Source organism: Thalassobacillus devorans (assembly GCF_011761345.1).
GTDB classification, from domain to species: Bacteria; Bacillota; Bacilli; order Bacillales; family Halobacillaceae; genus Thalassobacillus; species Thalassobacillus devorans.
The window spans coordinates 950,242-971,789 of sequence record NZ_JAASRY010000001.1; the positions used below are offsets into that span (position 1 = coordinate 950,242).

A 21,548-nucleotide genomic window follows, 5' to 3' on the forward strand; every position below is an offset into this window, starting at 1 on the left:
TAGTGTGTTGACGCAACCAGTTTCTGAGGTGAACGGTGTCGGGGAAAAATTGACAGATACACTTAATGAACTAGGAATCTACACAGTAGAAGACCTTATGTTTTATTTTCCCTACCGCTATGACACCTACGAAGTTAAACCATTGACGGAACTTGTGCATAATGAAAATGCAACAATCGAAGGGGAGGTCATTGGCGAACCTTCCCTTACTTTTTATGGGCGAAAAAAATCCCGGCTGACCATGACTTTGCAAGTGGACCAATTCTCCGTAAAAGCTGTCATGTTCAACCGGGCTTTTGCTAAGAAGCAGATCAGTGCCGGCGACATTATTACGGTCACAGGGAAATGGGATCAGCACCGTCTGCAAATAACGGTCAGCCAATATAAAAAAGGGCGGGCCGAAGCACAGAACCCAATTCAGCCCGTCTATTCGCTGAAAGAAAGCATCACCATGAAAAAAATGCGGAAAGTTATCTTGACTGCCTTAGAAGCATATGGCGACGAAGTAACAGAGATTCTGCCAGAGCAGCTGATTGACAGCTATAAGCTGCCGGAACGAACGAAAGCGCTATGGCAAATGCATTATCCGGAAAGCCGCGAATTATTAAAACATGCGAGAAGAAGGTTTACGTATGAAGAATTCCTGATTTTCCAGTTGAAAATGCAGTTGTTGAGAAAAATGAAGCGGGAAGCGACAGAAGGGAACAGACAGGCATATGATAATGATAAACTGACAACCTTTGTAGATTCCTTCCCCTTTGAATTGACCAAAGCGCAAAAGAAATCACTGGCAGAAATTTTAACAGATATGAAATCTCCCCATCGTATGAACCGTCTCCTGCAAGGGGACGTTGGGTCAGGGAAGACAGCTGTTGCTGCTATCGCTCTATATGCTTCCATTACAGCCGGAAATCAGGGTGCCTTGATGGTACCGACGGAGATTCTGGCTGAACAGCATTATGAATCCTTACAGGAAATGTTCGGTGACAGGGTCAATATCGTCTTATTGACGGGGTCTGTTAAAGGGAAACAGCGAAAAGCCATTCTCGAAGAGACCCGTACCAAAGAGGCCGATATTATTGTTGGTACACATGCGCTGATTCAGGAGGAAGTTGTCTTTTCCAAACTCGGACTTGTAATTGTAGATGAGCAGCACCGCTTCGGTGTCAATCAGCGCAGGACACTAAGAGATAAAGGGCTTCATCCAGACGTATTATTCATGACGGCCACCCCGATACCAAGGACGCTTGCTATCACAGCTTTCGGGGATATGGATGTTTCCGTCATTGATGAAATGCCGGCTGGCCGTAAACCAGTAGAAACTTATTGGGTCAAAGGAGATATGATGGATCGCGTCCTTCAATTCATTCAAAAAGAAGTTGCCCAGGAACACCAGGCATATGTAATTTCACCTTTAATCGAGGAATCCGATAAACTCGACATCCAGAATGCTGTCGACTTGCATTACCAGCTACAGACATTCTTTGAACCAGACATTCAAGTGGGGTTAATGCATGGACGCCTGCATCAGGAAGAAAAAGAAGCAGTGATGCAGCAGTTTGTCGATAATGATATCCAGGTTCTCGTTTCCACTACGGTTGTGGAAGTAGGGGTGAATGTCCCTAATGCGACCGTAATGGTCATCTATGATGCGGAACGTTTCGGTCTGAGTCAGCTCCATCAGCTTAGAGGTCGTGTCGGCCGTGGAGATGCACAGAGCTACTGTATTTTGTTGGCAGAGCCAAAAGGCGAAATCGGCAAGGAACGGATGCGGATCATGACAGAGACGACGGATGGGTTTGAATTATCGGAACAGGATCTTAAGCTCCGTGGACCTGGTGATTTTTTTGGAAAGAAACAAAGTGGCGTCCCGGAATTTAAAGTGGGAGATATGGTACATGATTATCGTGCCTTGGAAACCGCCCGGAAAGACGCTGCTGATATCATCGCTTCCGGCAGGCTGGAGACGGAAAAAGAATGGGCAGCACTGAAAAACATGCTGTACAAGGACGAAGCCCTGCAAGGGGAAATACTGGATTGATAGAGATATAGGGTTGTTTCAGTAGCGAAAAGACTGATGCACCAATGAGTGTGTGATTGGCGGTATCCGTATAAGGCTGCAGAAACAGCCCTTTTTCAAATTTCTACATATTTTTGAACTACATTGCTAATTCAGGAAAAATTTGATAGAATTTTAAGAAAATTCCCCCAGGAAACTTTATCATTTAAACGAACAAAGGAGTGTTGCATCTATGAAACTATTTCTTTCCGTTGATATGGAAGGAATAACCGGTCTGCCCGATTATACATACGTAGATTCATCGGAACTTAATTACGACCGGGCCCGCCGCATCATGACAGAAGAGACGAATTACGTTATCGAAGCAGCCAGGAAATCAGGCTGTGAAGAGGTATTAGTGAATGATAGTCATTCAAAGATGAATAACCTGCTGATCGATCAGCTTCACCCAGAAGCTCAACTTATTACAGGTGATGTGAAACCGCTATCAATGGTCCAGAGCCTTGATGACAGTTACGCTGGAGCAATGTTTATCGGATATCACGCACGAGCCGGTCAACGGGGGGTAATGTCCCACTCGATGATTTTCGGAGTAAGGAACTTTTACATAAACGATGTCGAAGTAGGGGAATTAGGATTCAATGCTTATGTCGCCGGCTATTACGGCGTACCGGTATTATTAGTTGCTGGCGATAACTGTGCTGCCAAAGAGGCAGAGGGGCTGATACCAAACATAACGACAGCGGTCGTTAAAGAAACAATATCACGTTCGTCAGTGAAAAGCCTGACACCGGTAAAAGCGGGAGAGCTGATCCAGGAAAAAGTTACAGCAGCTTTGAAAAAACGTAACCTGGTCAAGCCGCTGACACCTCCTGATAACCCGGTACTTAGAATAGAATTTAATAATTACGGCCAGGCAGAATGGGCAAACCTGATGCCAAAAACAGAAATTGAACCAGGCACCACCATTGTCAAGTATAAAGCAAAAGATATCATAGAAGCCTATCAGGCGATGATCGTCATGACTGAACTGGCGATGCATACGTCTTTCAGTTAGGGAGGGTGCCTATATGACAAAGTACATAATCAAACGTTTTCTGATCATGATTGGGACCGTATTAATTATTGCGACATTGACTTTCTTTTTGATGCATGCCATCCCTGGTTCCCCATTCAACGAAGAAAGAAGCTCTAACGAAGTAGTCCAGGCTAACCTTGAAGCGCATTACCATTTAAATGAACCATTATTCATTCAATATCTCATCTACCTGAAATCGATTGCTACGTTGGACTTCGGACCATCGATCAAACACCCGACACAGACAGTCAATGATTTATTAGGGAGAGGCTTTCCGATTTCTTTCGAATTAGGGATTGTCACTATTCTAGTTGCTGTTTTTTCAGGGATCATCCTCGGTGTATTGGCAGCTTTAAAACATAACGGTATCATCGATTATTTGGCAATGACGATAGCTGTCCTGGGTATTTCTATTCCGAACTTCGTGTTAGCAACCTTGTTAATTCAAAAACTTGCAGTCGATTGGGACATCTTCCCCGCTGCCACCTGGTCGAGTCCCGTACATATGGTGCTGCCGACGCTGGCGCTCGCGACTGGACCGATGGCCATCATAGCAAGACTGACTCGCTCCAGCATGCTTGAGGTTCTGACACAGGATTATATTAAAACAGCAAGAGCCAAAGGCCTGATGCCCTATAAGATTATTATCAAACATGCTTTGAAAAATGCGCTAATGCCGGTAGTCACGATTTTAGGTACGTTGTTAGCAGGAATTCTAACCGGTACATTCGTCATTGAAAAGATTTTCGCAATTCCTGGCATGGGGCGGTATTTCATTGAAAGCATAAACCAGAGGGATTATCCGGTAATCATGGGGACTACTGTGTTCTACAGCTTTTTCCTGGTTTTCATGTTGTTTTTGGTCGATATCGCCTACGGCTTGCTGGATCCTAGAATAAAAATGCATAAGAAGGAAGGGGAATGAGCATGAACCACCTTGCTGAAAAACAAAAGAAACATTCTCCTGCTGGCAATGATATTCCAGATGAATGGTTCAAACCGAAAGAAAAAAATGAAAGCGACTCAGAAAAAGTTGTGCGTCCATCCCTATCTTACTGGCAGGATGCATGGCGCAGGCTGCTAAAGAACAAACTTGCCATTGGCGGCCTGGTTTTTCTGATTTTATTAACCTTTATGGCGATTTTCGGACCAATGTTTTCCCCTTATAGTGTGAGTGAAAGTGTCCGGGCGAATCAAAACCAGCCGCCTTCTCTCAGTCATTGGTTTGGGACGGATAACCTGGGGAGAGATGTATTTACCAGGACATGGTACGGAGCGAGAATTTCATTGTTTGTCGGATTAATGGCAGCTTTGATCGATTTTTTTATTGGTGTAATCTATGGAGGTATTGCCGGTTATAAAGGCGGACGTACAGATAATGTAATGATGCGCATAATTGAAATTTTATACGGGCTTCCTTATTTACTGGTTGTTATCCTCTTATTGGTAGTTATGGGACCTAGCCTTATGACGATCATTATCGCCCTGACAGTGACAGGGTGGGTTGGGATGGCCCGTATCGTGCGGGGACAAGTCATGCAAATAAAAAATTATGAGTTTGTATTGGCATCTAAATCATTCGGTACAAAAACCTCGCGTATTATCCGGAAGAACCTGCTTCCAAACACAATGGGTCCGATCATTGTACAAATGACCCTCACAGTCCCGACAGCGATCTTTGCGGAGGCATTTTTGAGCTTCTTAGGACTTGGCATTCAATCCCCTTATGCCAGCTGGGGTGTAATGGCCAATGACGCATTAGGTACAATACTGTCCGGACATTGGTGGAGACTGTTTTTCCCGGCATTTTTTATTTCTGCAACGATGTTTGCATTTAACGTACTTGGAGACGGGCTTCAGGATGCACTCGATCCTAAGCTCAGGAGGTGACAATATTGGAAAAATTACTGGAAGTAAGAGACCTTGAAGTTTCCTTTTTAACTTATGGTGGGGAAGTACAGGCGGTCAGGGGAGTCAGCTTTGACTTACATAGAGGCGAGACACTGGCGATTGTAGGTGAATCGGGCTGCGGCAAGAGTGTAACAGCAAACTCGATCATGCGCCTGATACCACAGCCACCTGGACGGATAACGAATGGAACTATTCAATTCAAACACAAAGAGTTAATCACTCTCCCTGAAAATCAAATGAGAAAAATTAGAGGCGTAGACATATCGATGATTTTTCAGGATCCGATGACCGCGCTGAATCCCACCTTGACGGTCGGTAACCAGCTTGCAGAAGGGTTGAAACAGCATACTTCTGTTTCTGCTAAAGAAGCAAAGCAAAAAGCTGTGGAACTTCTGGACTTAGTCGGAATCCCTAACCCTGAGGAGCGCCTCAGCCTGTATCCTCACCAGTTCAGTGGCGGTATGCGTCAGCGTATTGTAATTGCAATGGCACTCATTTGCGAACCTGAACTTTTGATTGCCGATGAACCGACCACTGCTCTCGATGTCACCATTCAGGCGCAAATACTTGAATTATTCGAAAGAATTCAGGAACAGACAGGAGTAGCGATTATATTGATCACCCATGATCTGGGTGTAGTAGCGAAAATTGCCGACCGAATCGCTGTGATGTATGCCGGAAAGATTATCGAGGTTGGAACGAAGAAAGAAATTTTTTATCATTCCCAGCATCCATATACAAAAGGATTGTTAAATTCCGTTCCGCGATTAGACAGGAGAGAAGGAAAACTGATACCGATTGACGGGACTCCTCCCGATCTCTTTTCGCCGCCGGCAGGGTGCCCTTTTACGGCTAGATGTCCAAAAGCGATGGAAGTGTGTGACCGGGTTTACCCCCTGGAGACAAACCTTTCATCCACTCATCAGGTTGAATGCTGGCTTCAGGATGAGCGTGCAACTAAATTGTTGGCTTCCAAGTGAGGCCTCAAGATAAATACATATTCAGAAGGGAGAAAAAGCAATGAGAAAATGGCTTATGTTGTTACTAGCCGTGATGGTGGCAATAGTTCTGGCCGCCTGCACAACGAGTGGAAGCTCTGATAGTGGGGAGCAGAATGATGGAGGAGAGGAAGCCTCTGGGGGAGAAAAAGTACTGAAACTGAACAATGGGTCTGAACCTACATCTTTGGATCCTCCAATCGGTTTCGATTCCTACTCCTGGAATGTACTGAATAATTTAATGGAAGGGATGACTCGTCTGGATGAGTCCCATGAACCGGCAGCAGCAACTGCAGAAAAATGGGATGTTTCAGAAGATGGGACGGTCTATACGTTCCATATTCGTGAAGATGCCAACTGGTCCAATGGTGACCCAGTAACAGCAGGAGATTTTGAATTCGCCTGGAAACGTCTGGTTGACCCGGAAGTCGCGTCCCCGGCAGCATTTCTTGGCTACTTCATCGAAGGGGCAGAAGCATTCAATAATGGGGAAGGTTCTGAAGATGATGTAATGGTTGAAGCCGTAGACGAAAAGACACTGGAGGTTACCTTGACAGCTCCAACCGGGTACTTTCTACATGTGACTTCTAATCCGGCGTTTTTCCCTATTAATGAAGAAGTCCAAAGTGAAAATGAAGAATGGTTCGCAGAAGCAGATTCATTCGTAGGAAATGGTCCATTCCAATTGGCGGAATGGACACATGACAGCGAACTTGTCATGGAAAAGAACGACGAGTATTGGGATGCAGACACCGTCAAATTGGATAAAGTTGAGTGGGCGATGGTAAACGATACCAACACAGAATACCAAATGTATGAAAGCGGAGACCTGGATACATCAGACATTCCGAGTGAAATGTCTGAAGAGTTGATTGATAGTGAAAATGTTGTAATTGAGGAGCAGGCAGGAACTCATTTCTATCGATTTAATGTAAACGAAGAACCGTTTACAAATGAAAAAATCCGTAAAGCATTTGCGATGGCTGTCAATCAAGAGGAAATCGTCGAGTATGTTACGAAGAATAAAGAAGAACCTGCCTATGGCTTTGTATCTTATGGGTTTGCTGACCCCTCCGGTGAAGATTTCCGTGATAAAAACGGAGATTTAGTGGAGTATGACCCTGAGCAAGCAAAGCAGCTGTTAGAAGAAGGCATGGAAGAAGAGGGGTATGAGGAGCTGCCAAAGGTCACACTAACTTATAATACCAGTGACGTAAATAAATCGATCGCTGAGACTGTTCAAAGCATGTACAAAGAAAACTTAGATGTAGATATTACTTTGGAAAATACCGAGTGGAATGTATTTTTACAGGATCAGAAGGACTTGAAACATCAATTGTCCCGAAGCTCTTTCCTTGCTGACTATGCAGATCCGATCAACTTCCTGGAAAGCTTCACAACTGATTCATCAATGAACCGTACAGGCTGGTCAAATGAAGAGTATGATAAATTAATTCAACAAGCCAAGTCTGAAGCGGATGAAGAACAGCGTTTCGAATACATGTATGAAGCAGAAAAAATTCTATTTGAAGAAATGCCGCTCTTCCCGATCCACTTCTACAACCAGGTAGTACTTCAGAAAGACGAAGTAGAAAACATCGTCCGTCACCCTGTCGGGTACCTGGAATTAAAGTGGGCAGATAAAAACTAATAATAGCAAAAATAAGAGTTTCATAACTTGTTAGAACGAAGAAAATGGCCGGGGCAGGTGTCGATGAAGCAGGATCTGGGTGCAGCCTGCTTTCGGCTTATTTTTTGGCTCTGTTAAAGCTCCGTGTTGATTTTACAAAAATAGCTCCCTTTAGTGGAAGACTCAGTTTCAAGATAAGTTGTTCCCGTTACGTTAGTAATGGTTTGGAGGCCCGGGAAATTACTCGCTTTCCATGGGCGTACGGTGAGCTTCCTCGGGCAGAAGCCCTGCGGGATCTCACCATGTACTATCCTCCCATTGGAGTCTCGCAATTTCCCGGACCTCCTTGCGTTTATGGGAGAAACGGAAACATCGTTATGAAGTCCTTCAATCAAAGGGATAGCTACTTGTAAAACGTGCTTGTAACTATTGATTGTAGAAGACAGTCTCACTTATAACAGGGGTTCTTTTCTCCCATCCTTCGGATGGGTTGATTGGGAAACTGCGAGACTCCCGCGGGAGAAGGAGCCAGGCGAGGCTCGCCGGTTCCCCGCAGGAAAGCGAGTAGTTTCCCAGCCAACCCTGACGCTATTATGGTAAATAACCCTCACTATCTTGAAACTGAGTCTTCCACAATTCAGCCCTATTGTGGAATAAGCCTATGATGAAAAATCAACAACAAAGTTTAACAGAGCCTATTTATTAAACAGGAAGAGGGAATGGAAATGGTATTACCGAACCGGTTGCATAAAGGTGATAAAGTAGGCGTAATCGCCCCGGCCAGCCCACCAAATATCGATCAACTGAACAAGGCGATTCCATTTTTGGAATCACTTGGGCTCGAAGTCGTTATAGCTGACCATGTGGAAGATGTTCATGGTTACCTTGCAGGAACAGATGAGGAGCGTTTAGCTGATGTGCATGATATGTTTGCCCGCCCTGATATAAAAGGAATCTTCTGTGCCGGCGGTGGTTATGGAACAGGAAGGATTGCTGATAAGATTGATTATGAGCTGATCCGGAAAAATCCGAAAATCTTCTGGGGCTACAGTGATATCACTTACTTACATACAGCAATCCGCCAAAAAACAGGACTTGTAACTTTCCATGGCCCGATGCTCAGTTCGGATATTGGAAAAGATGACTTTCATGATGAATCAAAAACAATGTTTCACCAATTATTTTTTTCGCAGCCTTTGACTTACAACGAATCCCTTGCTCCATTAACCGTCATTGCAGAAGGGGAGGGAAGGGGAGAATTGACAGGGGGCAATCTTTCATTGCTTGTCAGTACATTAGGAACTCCTTTTGAGGTTGACACAAAGGGGAAACTACTGTTAATCGAAGATATTGATGAAGAACCTTACCGGATTGACGGCATGTTGAATCAATTGAGGTTAAGTGGCAAGTTCCATGACGCTGCCGGTATTGTCGTTGGTGATTTCATGAACGCCGAACCCTCCAAACGAAAAGCATCTCTTAGTCTATCACAAGTATTGAAAGATTATTTGAGTGGGCTTGCAAAACCAGTTGTGGCAGGATTCAAAATCGGTCACTGCCAGCCGCATTTCGCCATACCTTTGGGAGTCGAAGCAGAACTCTCTTCCAACGGGACGTTGAAAATTTCGCCTGGTGTTAAGTAAATGAGTAGAGGAGTGCTCTAATGCATATTAAAAAAATAGAAACGATGCGTATTGCTGTCCCCTTACATACCCCTTTCAAAACTGCACTCCGGACAGTAACCGAAGCGGAAGCGATCGTAGTGAAAATGACCTGTAATGAAGGAATCACCGGATGGGGAGAAGCACCGCCAACGCATGTGATTACAGGAGAAAGTCTGGATAGTATCGAAACCGCTATTAAAAAAATTATTGCTCCAAATTTGATTGGACACTCTCTCTTGGGGAGGGAGAGGGTTTTTGAAATCCTCCACACAGTTTTGGTTGGAAATACGAGTGCAAAAGCAGCAGTAGATATGGCCTTATATGATTGTCTCAGTCAGTTTGCAGGTATGCCCCTATTCCAGTTTCTTGGTGGATATCGCAACCGTTTGGAAACCGACTATACCGTAAGTGTCAATGAAGTCGAAGAAATGGCAGACGACGCTGCACGCTACATACAAAATGGGTTTACTGCTTTAAAGGTGAAGGTGGGCAAAGATGATATCGAAACGGATATTCAAAGAATCAAGGCTGTCCGCCAGGCAGCAGGGGAAGCTGCAGTGATCCGCCTCGATGCCAATCAAGGCTGGAAACCGAAAGAAGCCATCTATGCCATCAGAAAAATGGAAGACCTTGATCTGAACATAGAATTAGTAGAACAGCCGGTTAAAGCTCATGATCTTCAAGGATTGAAACAAGTGAAAGACCATGTTGATACACCAATCATGGCTGATGAAAGTGTATTCTCCATGTATGATGCCAGAAAAGTGCTGGAATCAGAGAGTGCCGATTTCATTAACATCAAGCTGATGAAAAGTGGTGGCATCTATCACGCTATGAAAATATGCACCTTGGCAGAAAGCTTTGGAGTAGAATGCATGGTAGGGAGCATGATTGAGACGAAGCTTGGTATTACCGCTGCTAGCCACTTTGCTGCCAGTCAGAAAAATGTCACCCGTTACGATTTCGATGCACCGCTGATGCTGGCGGATGACATAGTGGAAGGCGGAATCCATTACCAGGGGAAACGGATTCACTTGCCGGAAGAAAGCAGCGGTCTTGGTATTTCGGAGATAAAAAAACAATACATCCAGAATAAAGGGAGTGTTTCCAATGCTTGAAGGAACACATGAAAACTATATCGTCAACGTTTCTGTCGCTACGGTATGGACATCACCGAATTCCCCGCGGAAACTTGATGAGCCCGGGTTGACCAATCCTGTAAAATTAAAGGAATGGCTGGCCCTATTAACAAAAGAAAAGCGGCTCGAGCTGTGCGATAAAAACCTGGTACAATCCCAACTATTATATGGAGAAGAAGTGCTGGTTACGGATAAAAGTGAAGATTGGGCGCATGTCATCATACCGTCACAACCATCCAAAAAAGATGAACGCGGCTACCCTGGCTGGGTTCCGATGACGCAACTGCAGCCGATTACGAGGGAGTTTTGGGAAAGAGAAAAATCAGCCGTTGTCGCTACAAAGATGAGTACCCTGCAAAAGGAAACGGGCAAACCCATCCTCGAATTAAGCTATATGACGACACTTCCTGTACAAGAGATTCTGGAAGATTCCGTCCGGGTCAGCTCTCCCCATGGCACAGCATATCTGGAGAAAAAGGACATTACCATCTATTCCGAATCCCTTGGGATGAAGAAAGAAAACGGCACGAATATTGTTCGTATGGGAGAGGCATTCACAGGACTTTCTTATTTTTGGGGCGGCATGAGTGCCTATGGTTATGACTGTTCCGGTTTTGCCTACAACATGCATAAAGCTGCAGGCTACCAAATACCGAGGGATGCCACTGACCAGGCTATGGCAGGGGTGGAAATATCTTTCGATCACCTGATGCCGGGCGACTTGTTGTTTTTTGCATATGAAGAAGGAAAAGGCAGGATTCATCACGTCGGCATCTACCATGAAGAAGGGAAGATGATCCATTCGCCAAGCACTGGCAAAGGAATCGAAATAACTTCATTAACAGGTACGATTTATGAGAAAGAACTTTGTGCAGCCAGACGGTACTGGCAGGAGACGGAGGGACCAGCATGAATAACAAAACGATTCTGCAAGTAAACGAATTGAAGAAGCACTTCAACCTGGGGAAAGGGCGTTTACTTAAAGCTGTCGATGGAGTGAGCTTTGACGTCTACCAGGGGGAAACGTTTGGGCTGGTAGGTGAATCCGGTTGTGGAAAGTCCACGATCGGAAGAACGATCATGGGACTATACAATCGTACAGACGGAAATGTGTTGTATGAAGGAAATGACGTTCACCAATTGGATGAAGAGGGAAAATTTCAGTTCTATCGGAACATGCAGATGATCTTTCAGGATCCTTATGCCTCACTGAATCCACGCTCAACAGTCGGTGAAATAATCTCTGAACCGATGATTGTGCATGATTTATATTCTAATAAAAAACAGCGGATGGAGCGGGTTTATGAACTGCTGGAAGAAGTAGGGCTGAACCGGAACCACGCAACACGGTATCCCCATGAATTCAGTGGCGGTCAAAGGCAGCGGATTGGGATTGCCCGGGCCTTGGCATTGAATCCCGATTTCATCATCGCAGACGAACCGATTTCCGCGCTTGATGTTTCTGTTCAGGCGCAAGTGGTAAATCTATTAGAGAGGCTGCAGGAAGAAAAAGGACTGACCTATCTTTTTATCGCTCACGATCTTTCGATGGTACGCCATATCTCGGACCGCATTGGTGTCATGTATTTAGGACATCTGGTAGAGTTGACGGACAGTGACAGCCTTTATGAAAACCCAAAACATCCCTATACACAAGCCTTGCTGTCAGCGATTCCAATACCAGATCCTGATGTAGAAGAGAAACGGGAGCGGATGATTCTCGAAGGGGAACTGCCAAGCCCAATCGATCCTCCAAGTGGCTGTGTTTTCCGAACACGCTGTCCCATGGCGATGGAGGCCTGTGCCACGACCAAACCTGTGTGGCAGGCCGTCGGTCACAACCATTTTGTAGCATGTCACCTTTATAATGATGGCATAGAAGACAAGACGCCATTAAAAGATAAACGTAAACTAATGAATTAAGCAACAAAGGCTCTCCGGCAAGTCTCTGATGACTAATCGGTGCAGCCTTTTTTTGTAAGGATTGCTAACGTATTGCAGCAAATAGATATCTTAAACAGGCAAGCTGAAATATTTTTAAAAAACATAAGTGGTTCCACCAAGACATGACGCTGAGCATATTGAGCCCTTTAATAATGCTTATCCTTGCATTCACCCATTTGGTATTATATATTACTATTAGTACCTAGTCACAATTCGGACGGTGGATTAAAGATATGAAAAAGGATAAACGCACAAGGCAAAAAGAATTAAAAGAAACCATCGAATCCACGCCATTCATTACCGATGAAGACCTGGCTAAGAAGTTCGGCGTCAGTATCCAGACGATACGACTGGATCGGATGGAGCTTTCCATTCCGGAACTTCGGGAAAGGATCAAATCTGTGGCAAGAAATGAATGGAATGAAACCGTAAAAGCATTACCCATTGAAGAAGTGATCGGTGAAATAATAGATTTAGAGTTGGATCAGCGAGCTATTTCCATTTTGGATATTGACCGTGAGCATGTATTTTCCCGAAATGATATCGCCCGGGGCCATCATTTGTTTGCCCAGGGGAATTCATTGGCGGTAGCGGTCATCAATGATGAATTGGCGCTTACGGCAAAAGCGGAAATACGGTTTACCCGACAGGTGACAAAAGGGGAAAGGGTCGTTGCTAAAGCTTCAGTTACCGGGGTAGACGAAAAAGGGCGGACGGTTGTAGAAGTAAACAGTTTTGTCGATAATGAAAAAGTGTTCTCCGGTATATTTGAAATGTTTCGTTCGAATCAACAGAGGGGGCAGGAATAATGAGAATCGCAATCGATGCGATGGGTGGCGACCATGCACCTGTAGAAATCGTCAAAGGTGCCATCCAGGCAGTTGAGGCAAATGAACAGCTTCAAATCACCCTGGTTGGGGATGAGGAACAAATCAAGCCATTAATAAAGGATACAAAAAATATAACGATTATACATACAAAAGAAAAAATTACAAGCGAGGATGAACCGGTCCGGGCCGTACGCCGTAAAAAACAAGCTTCGATGGTACTTATGGCACAGGAAGTGAAAGAAGGAAGAGCGGATGCTTGTATTTCTGCAGGTAATACTGGAGCATTGATGAGCGCTGGCCTGTTCATTGTCGGCAGAATCAAGGGAATCGAACGCCCGGCGTTGAGTCCGACACTCCCGACGGTAGATGGAAAAGGATTCCTTCTCCTTGATGTCGGCGCTAATGTTGATGCTAAAGCGCAGCACCTCGTACAATATGCGATCATGGGTTCCATCTACTCGGAGAAAGTCAGAGGAATCAAGCAGCCGAAAGTTGGCTTATTGAATGTTGGCACGGAAGATGGCAAAGGCAGTGACCTTGCTAAAAAAGCATTTGCCGGATTGAAAGAAGCACCGGTAGAGTTTGTCGGGAATGTCGAAGCCCGTGACCTCCTTGATGGAGTGGCGGATATTGTGGTAACCGACGGATTCAGTGGCAACATCGCCTTAAAAACAATTGAAGGTACAGCGATGACGATGTTTTCGATGATTAAAGAAACATTCATGTCCAATTTCAAAACGAAACTTGCTGCTGGTCTTGTCAAAAATGATTTGAAACAGTTGAAAGATAAACTTGACTATTCGGAATATGGAGGCGCTGGTCTATTCGGGCTTTCTGCCCCGGTCATCAAAGCACATGGCTCGTCCAATGCCCGGGCAGTTTTCAATGCAATCAGGCAAGCGACCCATATGGCCGAAGAGGATGTTACCACGAAAATAGCTGAAACAGTGAAAAGTATTCATGGAACAGAGGAGGAAGAAGCATGAAACGCGTAGCTTTTGTTTTCCCGGGCCAGGGTTCTCAGGAAGTCGGCATGGGGAAGGCTTTGTATGAAACTTATGATGAAGTGAAAGACTTATTTGAACAGGCAGATGAGGAGTTAAAAGTCCCTCTAACGAAACTTATGTTTGAGGGGCCCCAGGATGAGCTGACAAAAACGGAACATGCTCAGCCGGCACTGTTAATCAATAGTGCAGCGATTGTCAGCCTGCTTGAAAAAGAAGGAATTGAACCGGTAATGACTGCCGGCCACAGCCTTGGTGAGTATAGCGCACTGGTGGCCTCAAAGGCACTTAAGCCGCTTGCAGCGGCTGCACTGGTGCAGAAGCGCGGCCAGTTGATGGAACATGCCTACCCGACTGGTAAGGGAGCCATGGCAGCAGTGTTAGGGCTGGATCAAGATGCAATCCAGAACGTTTTGGATGGTATGAAGGACGATGAAGTCGTTGATTTAGCGAACATCAATTGCCCTGGCCAAATTGTTATCTCCGGCAGTAAAGAAGGGGTGGATCAAGCTTCTGAACAACTGAAGGAAGCAGGAGCAAAACGTGTCCTGCCGCTGAATGTCAGTGGTCCTTTCCATTCACGTCTAATGAAACCGGCGAGCGAAGACTTTTCTGAAGCTCTGAAGAACACGGAACTTTCTGATGCTTCTATTCCGGTATATGCCAACGTGACAGCTGAACCTGTAACTGATAAGCAAATGATCGAAGAATTGTTAATCGAGCAGCTGTATTCTCCTGTCCGCTTCCAGCAAATTTTAGAAAAGTTTGTCGAACAGGATATTGACGCTATTGTGGAAGTCGGACATGGTAAAGTATTGAGCGGATTGGTTCGAAAAGTTAAACGCAGAATGAAGACATTCCAAATTCAGGATCCAGAAACATTACAAGCATTCATCGATTGGTATAAGGAGGATTCATAATGCTGGAAAATCAAGTAGCACTTGTCACAGGCGCTTCCCGAGGAATTGGACGTGCCATTGCGCTGGAATTAGCTGATAAAGGGGCCGCGGTTGCGGTAAACTATGCGGGCAGTGAAGCGAAGGCGCAGGAAGTGGTAGATGAGATAGAGGCTAATGGCGGAAAAGCTGTGAAAATCCAGGCAAATGTATCGAAGGAAGCCGAAGTTAAAGATATGGTTAAAACAACGATTGAAGCATTCGGCCGTCTTGATATATTAGTTAATAACGCTGGCATCACGAAGGATAATTTACTGATGCGGATGAAAGAAGAGGAATTCGATCAAGTAATTGATACAAATCTGAAAGGCGTGTTTCTGACTACTAAAGCTGTAACCCGCCAGATGATGAAACAAAAAAGCGGACGTATCATCAACATCGCTTCTATCGTAGGTGTGTCCGGAAACCCGGGTCAGGCTAATTACGTAGCTGCTAAAGCTGGAGTAATCGGTATGACCAAATCCAATGCCAAGGAACTTGCTACAAGGAATATCCTTGTTAATGCTGTAGCTCCTGGTTTCATTACAACTGACATGACAGATGAGCTGACAGAAGAGCAGCGGGAGGAAATGCTTAAGATGATCCCGCTTAACCGTTTAGGAGAAGGAAAAGATATCGCCAATGTGGTTCGCTTCCTTGCTTCTGAGGACAGCAGCTATATGACTGGACAGACGCTTCATGTTGATGGCGGCATGGTTATGTAAGGATTTATCCGGTTAAATTTGCCGGTTGAAATCATAAATATTTGAATCATCTAGTTTTTCGAGGAAAACTCATTTATAATAACGGAAGGGAGGTGAAGTCTTATGGCAGATACATTTGATCGTGTCAAACAAATCATTGTCGATCGTCTTGATGTAGATGAATCTAAGGTCACAATGGAGGCTTCCTTCAAAGATGATCTTGAAGCGGATTCTTTGGATGTAGTTGAGCTTGTTATGGAGCTTGAAGATGAATTCGATACGGAGATCGCTGATGAAGAAGCAGAAAAAATTAATACTGTTGGTGACGCTGTGAATTACATAAACAGCATCCAATAACAGTTTGGCAAGGTGCTGTCCAATATCTGGACAGCCCTTCCTATATGTCGTCAATACTAACTGAAAGGGTTTAGGTGAGCGATGGAGGACTTTTCAACCTTTCAAAAGAAAATTGGTATCCACTTCGAAAATATCGAACTTTTAAAACAAGCATTTACCCATTCATCTTATGTGAATGAGCATCGTAAGACAGAGCGTAAGGATAATGAGCGTCTCGAATTTCTTGGTGACGCTGTGCTGGAACTTGGTGTCTCCCAGTATCTTTACCGTAAGTACCCGGACATGAGTGAAGGCGAGTTGACGAAGCTTCGCGCTTCAATCGTCTGTGAAATCTCTCTGGTACGGTTTGCTGATGAATTGAATTTCAGTGAGCTGATCCAATTAGGAAAAGGGGAAGAGATGACAGGCGGCAGAAATCGCCCAGCCTTGCTTGCGGATGTATTTGAAGCATTTATTGGTGCTCTTTATCTGGATCAGGGGTACGAGGCAGTCCTTGCCTTTTTGGAGAAATATGTATATCCAAAGGTGAAAAAAGGTGCTTTTTCGCATGCGATGGATTTCAAAAGCCAATTGCAGGAAGTAGTGCAGCGGGAAAAGAACAGGGTAATCGAATATGAGATTATGGAAGAGCTTGGCCCGGCCCATAATCGAGAATTCGTAGCCCATGTCCGTATTCAGGATGAGACCGCCGGCATAGGCATCGGCCGCACAAAAAAAGAAGCAGAACAAAAAGCAGCTGAAGAAGCACTCCGAAAAGCAGGAGCATGTAAGTAGTAACAAAAGCGCAAGCGCCTTGCTAGTAAGGACGTTCGACTAAAAAAACGGCACGTCCTGTGCCAACGTCGAACTGACCTGCATCCTGCAGGCCTCCGACAAGCTTAAGACAAGCCTCGCCGTGACGTTCTTTGTACTTTTAGACCAATTAAGTTTAAAAAGGTTTAAAGTATAAGTAAAACTAAGGCTTTCGCCATAAAGCATTGGCGATAAGCCAAGTTTTACTAATCACAGAGAGGATTGACTTAAGACCTCGAGGGGGTAGGCGCTGGCCGATGAAAACGCCACGTCCTGTGGCGTCATCGGCACTAGCACGTCCTGTGCGTCGGAGCTGGATGAGACTCACAATCTAACGTTGTCTACAAAAAGACAAGTTTATAATTTCCTAGTCTATAACAAAGCCGCGCAAATGCTGCGCGGCTTTCTGTTGCACTTTAAGAAAATTTAAATTTGTCAAAGGGTTAAAGTATAAGAAAATACTAAGGCTTTCGCCATAAGTTCTTGGCGATAAGCCTTGTTTTTCTAAGCTTTCCCTATTATTTCCGGTAGTTGCCTAACTCTTCGACAAATGCCTGTGTCTCTGAGACACTCAGCTGTCCCTTTGTAACAATCATGTCATGCAGGGATTTGATTTCATCATAATTGTCCAGGTCATAATCGGCAGGGTCCATAATCGAACGGTTGACTACCTGCAGACGGTCAGCCAGGTCATTGATGATCGTTTCTAAGTTTTCTTGCGTGGGTTCATTCAAGCTCACGACGATTCCTCCTCATTGCGGGGTTGATTGGCTTCTTCTATAGCCCTAATGTTTATGATAAAATAAATGAGTTGAAATGCAAGCTTAAAACTACATGAAAGTTAATTACATAGGAGGATGCAGATGTTCCTCAAACGTTTAGATACCATTGGATTCAAATCTTTTGCCGAAAGGGTCACCGTTGACTTCGTGCCAGGTGTCACTTCTGTTGTCGGACCGAACGGAAGCGGGAAAAGTAACATTACCGACGCTATCCGCTGGGTGCTCGGTGAGCAATCCGCCCGGTCCCTTCGTGGCAGTAAGATGGAAGACATCATATTTGCCGGCAGTGATACGAGAAATGCCTTGAATATGGCGGAAGTAACCCTGACATTGGATAATGAAGATCAGACACTGCCGCTTGATTACCAGGAGGTCAGTGTCACCCGGAGAGTCTATCGATCGGGTGAAAGTGCTTTTTATATTAATAAACAGCCTTGCCGCCTCAAGGATATCGTTGATCTGTTTATGGATTCTGGTTTAGGCCGGGAAGCCTTTTCTATTATCAGTCAGGGAAAAGTAGAGGAAATCTTAAGTTCGAAAGCCGAAGAACGGCGTAGTATCTTTGAAGAAGCTGCTGGTGTGCTGAAATACAAACAGCGTAAGAAAAAGGCAGAATACAAGCTGGCCGAAACACAGGAAAACCTCAACAGGGTCGAAGATATTATTCATGAGATAGAAGGCCAGCTCGAACCTTTGAAAGAACAGGCGGCCATCGCCAAAGACTACCTGGAGAAAAAAGAGGAATTAAAACACGTAGAGATATCATTATTGATCGCCCAAATAGAAACGCTGAACAACGAATGGCAGGACTTATTGGACAATCTGGAAGAAATGAAAGTTAAAGAAGCTGAAATCAAAGCGGCTATCGAAGAGAAAGAATCCGTAGTGGAAAAAGAGCGGGATCAAGTATTAATCTTGGATGAGTCGATAGAAAAACTTCAAGAGAAACTACTCACCCTGACTCAGGAGCTGGAGAATCTCGAAGGGAAAAAGCAGCTCGTCAAAGAACAATTCAAGCATTTTGAAGAGAATAAAGTAAAGCTGGAAGAAGAGTTTACTCAGCTATCGTCCCGTCTGGAGCAGACGAAAGCAGTGTGTGAAAAACACGAAGCAGAACTAAAAGAAAGAAAAAAACAGCAAGCAGAAACTAGAAAGGCTTATAAAGAAACAACCAGACAGCTGGAGCTGGAGAGTCAGGATATCGGAGAACAGATAGAAGAGTTGAAAGGTGACTATATTGAATTATTGAATGAACAGGCTGCCAAACGAAATGAAAAGCAGTCGGTTTCCCGTCAACTGGATCAAATCGGCTCAAAAAGTGAAGTGCAAAGAGATAAATTCAAAGATATGCGTGAAGAAAGGGAGCGGTTGATCGCCAGAAAAGAAGAGATTGAACAGGAAGTCAACCAAATCTCCGAACAGCGGGTAAAAAAAGAGAAGCAACTGGCTGCTCTGGAAGAAAAACTGAACACCAGCCAAACCAGATACCAGGAGTTGCAAAGCAAACTTTATCAAGGGTACCAATATGTCGAAAAGCTTAAATCAAAGAAAGAAATGCTGGAAGAAATGAAAGAGGATTTCTCCGGGTATTTCCAAGGCGTTAAAGAAGTATTGAAAGCGCGAGAACAGCAATACATTCAGGGAATTGAAGGTGCAGTCCTTGAATTAATCGATGTCCCTGGCAATTTAATTACATCCATCGAGACAGCGCTGGGTGCACAGGCGCAGCACGTCATCATGACCAATGAAGCTGCTGCCCGCCAGGCGATCCACTGGCTTCGTCAGCATAATAAAGGGAGAGCGACATTTTTGCCGCTGGAAACAATCCAGCCCCGATTTATTCCTGCAGATATGACAGCCCGAATTAACGGCCAGCCCGGGTTTGTAGGAGTAGCTGCTGATTTAGTTGATTTCGGCCAACAATACGACCGGGCCATTCGTCACCTCCTGGGCCACATTGTTATCGCGGAAGATTTAGAGACAGCAAACAAATTAGCACAAGCGATGCAGCGGCGCTTCCGTATTGTAACTTTAGAAGGAGACGTCATCAATCCAGGCGGAGCGATGACTGGAGGAGCAAAAAAGAAAACAAATCAGTCCTTGTTTACGAGAGAAAGAGAACTGCAGGAACTGCATGATAAACTATCCTCTTTTGAACAGAAAACAAGGGCTGCAGAACAAGAGATGCAGCAATTAAAGCAAATGAATGAAGATCAGAAGGAAACATTACAGGAACTCCGTGCTTCTAAAGACAATTTAAAAGAACAGGAGCAGGAAAAGCGGGCAGTCCTTCGTGAAGTCCAAGTGAAGCATGATAACGTAAATGATCAATTGGTTTTGTTTGATCAGGACCAGGAACAATACGAACAGGATCGTGATCAATTAAAAGCTCGTCTGGCTGATCTGGCTGTTGAACTGGAGGATCTGGAAGTACAGTTGACAAAGGCTCAACAGCAAATCGATACGTTAACAGAAACGGAAAAACGACAGTCCGAAAACAAAGAAAGTTTGAAAGCCAGGCAGCATGAGTTGCAGGTCAAACTCACAGAGCAAGATTCTGATGTGAAATATTATCAGGAGAAGTGGCAAGGACTGAGGGAACAAAAAGCCGAACTGGAGCAAAGCCTGGAAGAAAACCGTCAGCAGTACAGTCAGTTGATGGATATAGCCAACAATAAACAGACAGAAGCCGAATTAGAAGCCTCTATTCAGGATAAAAAGTCCGACAAAGAAGAGACAGCCGCACAAATCGCGAGCCAAAGACATAAAAGGAACGAACATGCTGAGCACATTAAGCAGAAAGATCAGGAACTGAAAGAGCAAAATCGTACCCATCATCACTATGTTCAGGACATCCAGGACAAAGAGGTCAAAGCGAACCGAATGGATGTTGAACTTGAAAACATGCTGGGCTATTTGCAAAAAGAATATTTCCTTACTTTTGAACGCGCACAGCAGGAATATGAACGTGCGACAGATATCAATACCAGCACGACGAAAGTGAAATTGATCAAGCGTGCGATTGAAGAGCTGGGGACTGTCAATCTAGGTGCCATTGATGAGTTTGATCGCATCCAGGAACGCTATCAGTTTTTGAAAGACCAACAGGCCGACCTGAACGAAGCGAAAGATACACTTTATTCTGTCATTTCTGAAATGGATGGGGAAATGCATCGCAGGTTCGAAGAAACATTCACCCAAATTAAACAGGAATTCTCCGTCGTTTTCACCGAATTATTCGGAGGTGGACGAGCCGACCTTCGTTTGACGGATCCTGACAATATGCTTGAAACTGGTGTGGATATTGTAGCGCAGCCACCGGGCAAGAAGCTTCAAAATCTCAGCCTATTGTCAGGGGGCGAGCGCGCGTTGACTGCCATCGCTCTACTATTCGCTATCCTAAGGGTACGCCCTGTACCGTTCTGTGTACTGGATGAAGTAGAAGCGGCCCTGGATGACGCCAATGTCGACCGGTTCGCTCGCTATTTGAAAGTATTCAGTGAAAAAACACAATTTATCGTCATTACCCACCGGAAAGGCACGATGGAAGAATCGGATGTGCTTTACGGTGTTACGATGCAGGAATCCGGCGTTTCAAAGCTGGTTTCTGTGAGATTAGAAGAATCGGCTGACTTATTAGGAGTATAGAAAGGAAGATTGGATGAGCTTTTTCAAAAAGTTAAAAGACAAATTCATTTTAGATCCTTTTGAGCAAGATTTGAAAGAACTGGAGAAAGAGCAGGCAGAGGATCTGGAAGAA

18 protein-coding genes are annotated in these 21,548 nt (G+C 44.7%); 17 read left to right on the forward strand and 1 reads right to left on the reverse strand.

Features of this window, described 5'->3' with window-relative positions:
- Window positions 1-4: 4 nt before the first annotated feature.
- From recG to rnc, 16 genes are all read left to right on the forward strand, one after another.
- On the forward strand, window positions 5-2,041 hold the full coding sequence (recG, locus tag FHS45_RS04740; RefSeq protein ID WP_062445791.1) for an ATP-dependent DNA helicase RecG: 2,037 nt from the start codon (window positions 5-7) through the stop codon (window positions 2,039-2,041).
- A 211-nt stretch (window positions 2,042-2,252) separates the two neighbouring features.
- Window positions 2,253-3,077 (forward strand): M55 family metallopeptidase, encoded by an 825-nt coding sequence (locus FHS45_RS04745; RefSeq protein WP_062445792.1) that lies wholly within the window; start codon window positions 2,253-2,255, stop codon window positions 3,075-3,077.
- Window positions 3,078-3,090: 13 nt separating this feature from the next.
- Window positions 3,091-4,023, forward strand: coding sequence for an ABC transporter permease (locus FHS45_RS04750; RefSeq protein WP_062445793.1), 933 nt, complete (start codon window positions 3,091-3,093; stop codon window positions 4,021-4,023).
- Window positions 4,024-4,025: 2 nt separating this feature from the next.
- Entirely contained in the window at window positions 4,026-4,988 is a 963-nt protein-coding gene (locus FHS45_RS04755; RefSeq protein ID WP_082412139.1) for an ABC transporter permease, read from the forward strand.
- Between the two features lie 5 nt (window positions 4,989-4,993).
- Window positions 4,994-5,989: an ABC transporter ATP-binding protein gene (locus FHS45_RS04760; protein WP_062445795.1), complete on the forward strand. Its 996-nt coding sequence runs from the start codon at window positions 4,994-4,996 to the stop codon at window positions 5,987-5,989.
- A gap of 40 nt (window positions 5,990-6,029) precedes the next feature.
- Window positions 6,030-7,658, forward strand: a complete 1,629-nt coding sequence (locus FHS45_RS04765; protein ID WP_062445796.1) for a peptide ABC transporter substrate-binding protein — start codon at window positions 6,030-6,032, stop codon at window positions 7,656-7,658.
- Window positions 7,659-8,362: 704 nt separating this feature from the next.
- The gene (locus tag FHS45_RS04770) at window positions 8,363-9,280 is read left to right on the forward strand and encodes a S66 peptidase family protein (RefSeq protein WP_148350228.1); all 918 of its coding nucleotides are present in this window, start codon (window positions 8,363-8,365) and stop codon (window positions 9,278-9,280) included.
- Between the two features lie 20 nt (window positions 9,281-9,300).
- Window positions 9,301-10,419, forward strand: a complete 1,119-nt coding sequence (locus FHS45_RS04775; protein WP_062445799.1) for a mandelate racemase/muconate lactonizing enzyme family protein — start codon at window positions 9,301-9,303, stop codon at window positions 10,417-10,419.
- A complete protein-coding gene (locus FHS45_RS04780) occupies window positions 10,412-11,353 on the forward strand; it encodes a C40 family peptidase (protein WP_062445800.1) in 942 nt (313 codons plus the stop codon). The genes FHS45_RS04775 and FHS45_RS04780 overlap by 8 nt, the downstream gene beginning before the upstream one ends.
- Entirely contained in the window at window positions 11,350-12,363 is a 1,014-nt protein-coding gene (locus tag FHS45_RS04785) for an ABC transporter ATP-binding protein (RefSeq protein ID WP_062445801.1), read from the forward strand. The genes FHS45_RS04780 and FHS45_RS04785 overlap by 4 nt, the downstream gene beginning before the upstream one ends.
- Window positions 12,364-12,617: 254 nt before the next feature.
- Window positions 12,618-13,193: a transcription factor FapR gene (gene fapR, locus FHS45_RS04790; protein WP_062445802.1), complete on the forward strand. Its 576-nt coding sequence runs from the start codon at window positions 12,618-12,620 to the stop codon at window positions 13,191-13,193.
- Window positions 13,193-14,200: a phosphate acyltransferase PlsX gene (plsX, locus tag FHS45_RS04795; RefSeq protein WP_062445803.1), complete on the forward strand. Its 1,008-nt coding sequence runs from the start codon at window positions 13,193-13,195 to the stop codon at window positions 14,198-14,200. The genes fapR and plsX overlap by 1 nt, the downstream gene beginning before the upstream one ends.
- The gene (gene fabD / locus FHS45_RS04800) at window positions 14,197-15,138 is read left to right on the forward strand and encodes an ACP S-malonyltransferase (RefSeq protein ID WP_062445804.1); all 942 of its coding nucleotides are present in this window, start codon (window positions 14,197-14,199) and stop codon (window positions 15,136-15,138) included. The genes plsX and fabD overlap by 4 nt, the downstream gene beginning before the upstream one ends.
- On the forward strand, window positions 15,138-15,878 hold the full coding sequence (fabG, locus tag FHS45_RS04805; protein WP_062445805.1) for a 3-oxoacyl-[acyl-carrier-protein] reductase: 741 nt from the start codon (window positions 15,138-15,140) through the stop codon (window positions 15,876-15,878). The genes fabD and fabG overlap by 1 nt, the downstream gene beginning before the upstream one ends.
- A gap of 102 nt (window positions 15,879-15,980) precedes the next feature.
- Complete coding sequence (gene acpP, locus FHS45_RS04810; protein WP_062445806.1) at window positions 15,981-16,214, forward strand: acyl carrier protein; 234 nt, start codon at window positions 15,981-15,983, stop codon at window positions 16,212-16,214.
- Between the two features lie 81 nt (window positions 16,215-16,295).
- Window positions 16,296-16,988, forward strand: a complete 693-nt coding sequence (gene rnc, locus FHS45_RS04815; protein ID WP_062445807.1) for a ribonuclease III — start codon at window positions 16,296-16,298, stop codon at window positions 16,986-16,988.
- A gap of 536 nt (window positions 16,989-17,524) precedes the next feature.
- On the opposite strand, the gene FHS45_RS04820 is transcribed toward rnc, so the two are convergent.
- On the reverse strand, window positions 17,525-17,746 hold the full coding sequence (locus FHS45_RS04820) for a DUF1128 domain-containing protein (RefSeq protein ID WP_062445808.1): 222 nt from the start codon (window positions 17,744-17,746) through the stop codon (window positions 17,525-17,527).
- 123 nt (window positions 17,747-17,869) lie between these two features.
- Between FHS45_RS04820 and smc the strand changes: the two genes are divergently transcribed.
- Window positions 17,870-21,436, forward strand: coding sequence for a chromosome segregation protein SMC (gene smc, locus FHS45_RS04825; protein WP_062445809.1), 3,567 nt, complete (start codon window positions 17,870-17,872; stop codon window positions 21,434-21,436).
- Window positions 21,437-21,548: the final 112 nt, after the last annotated feature.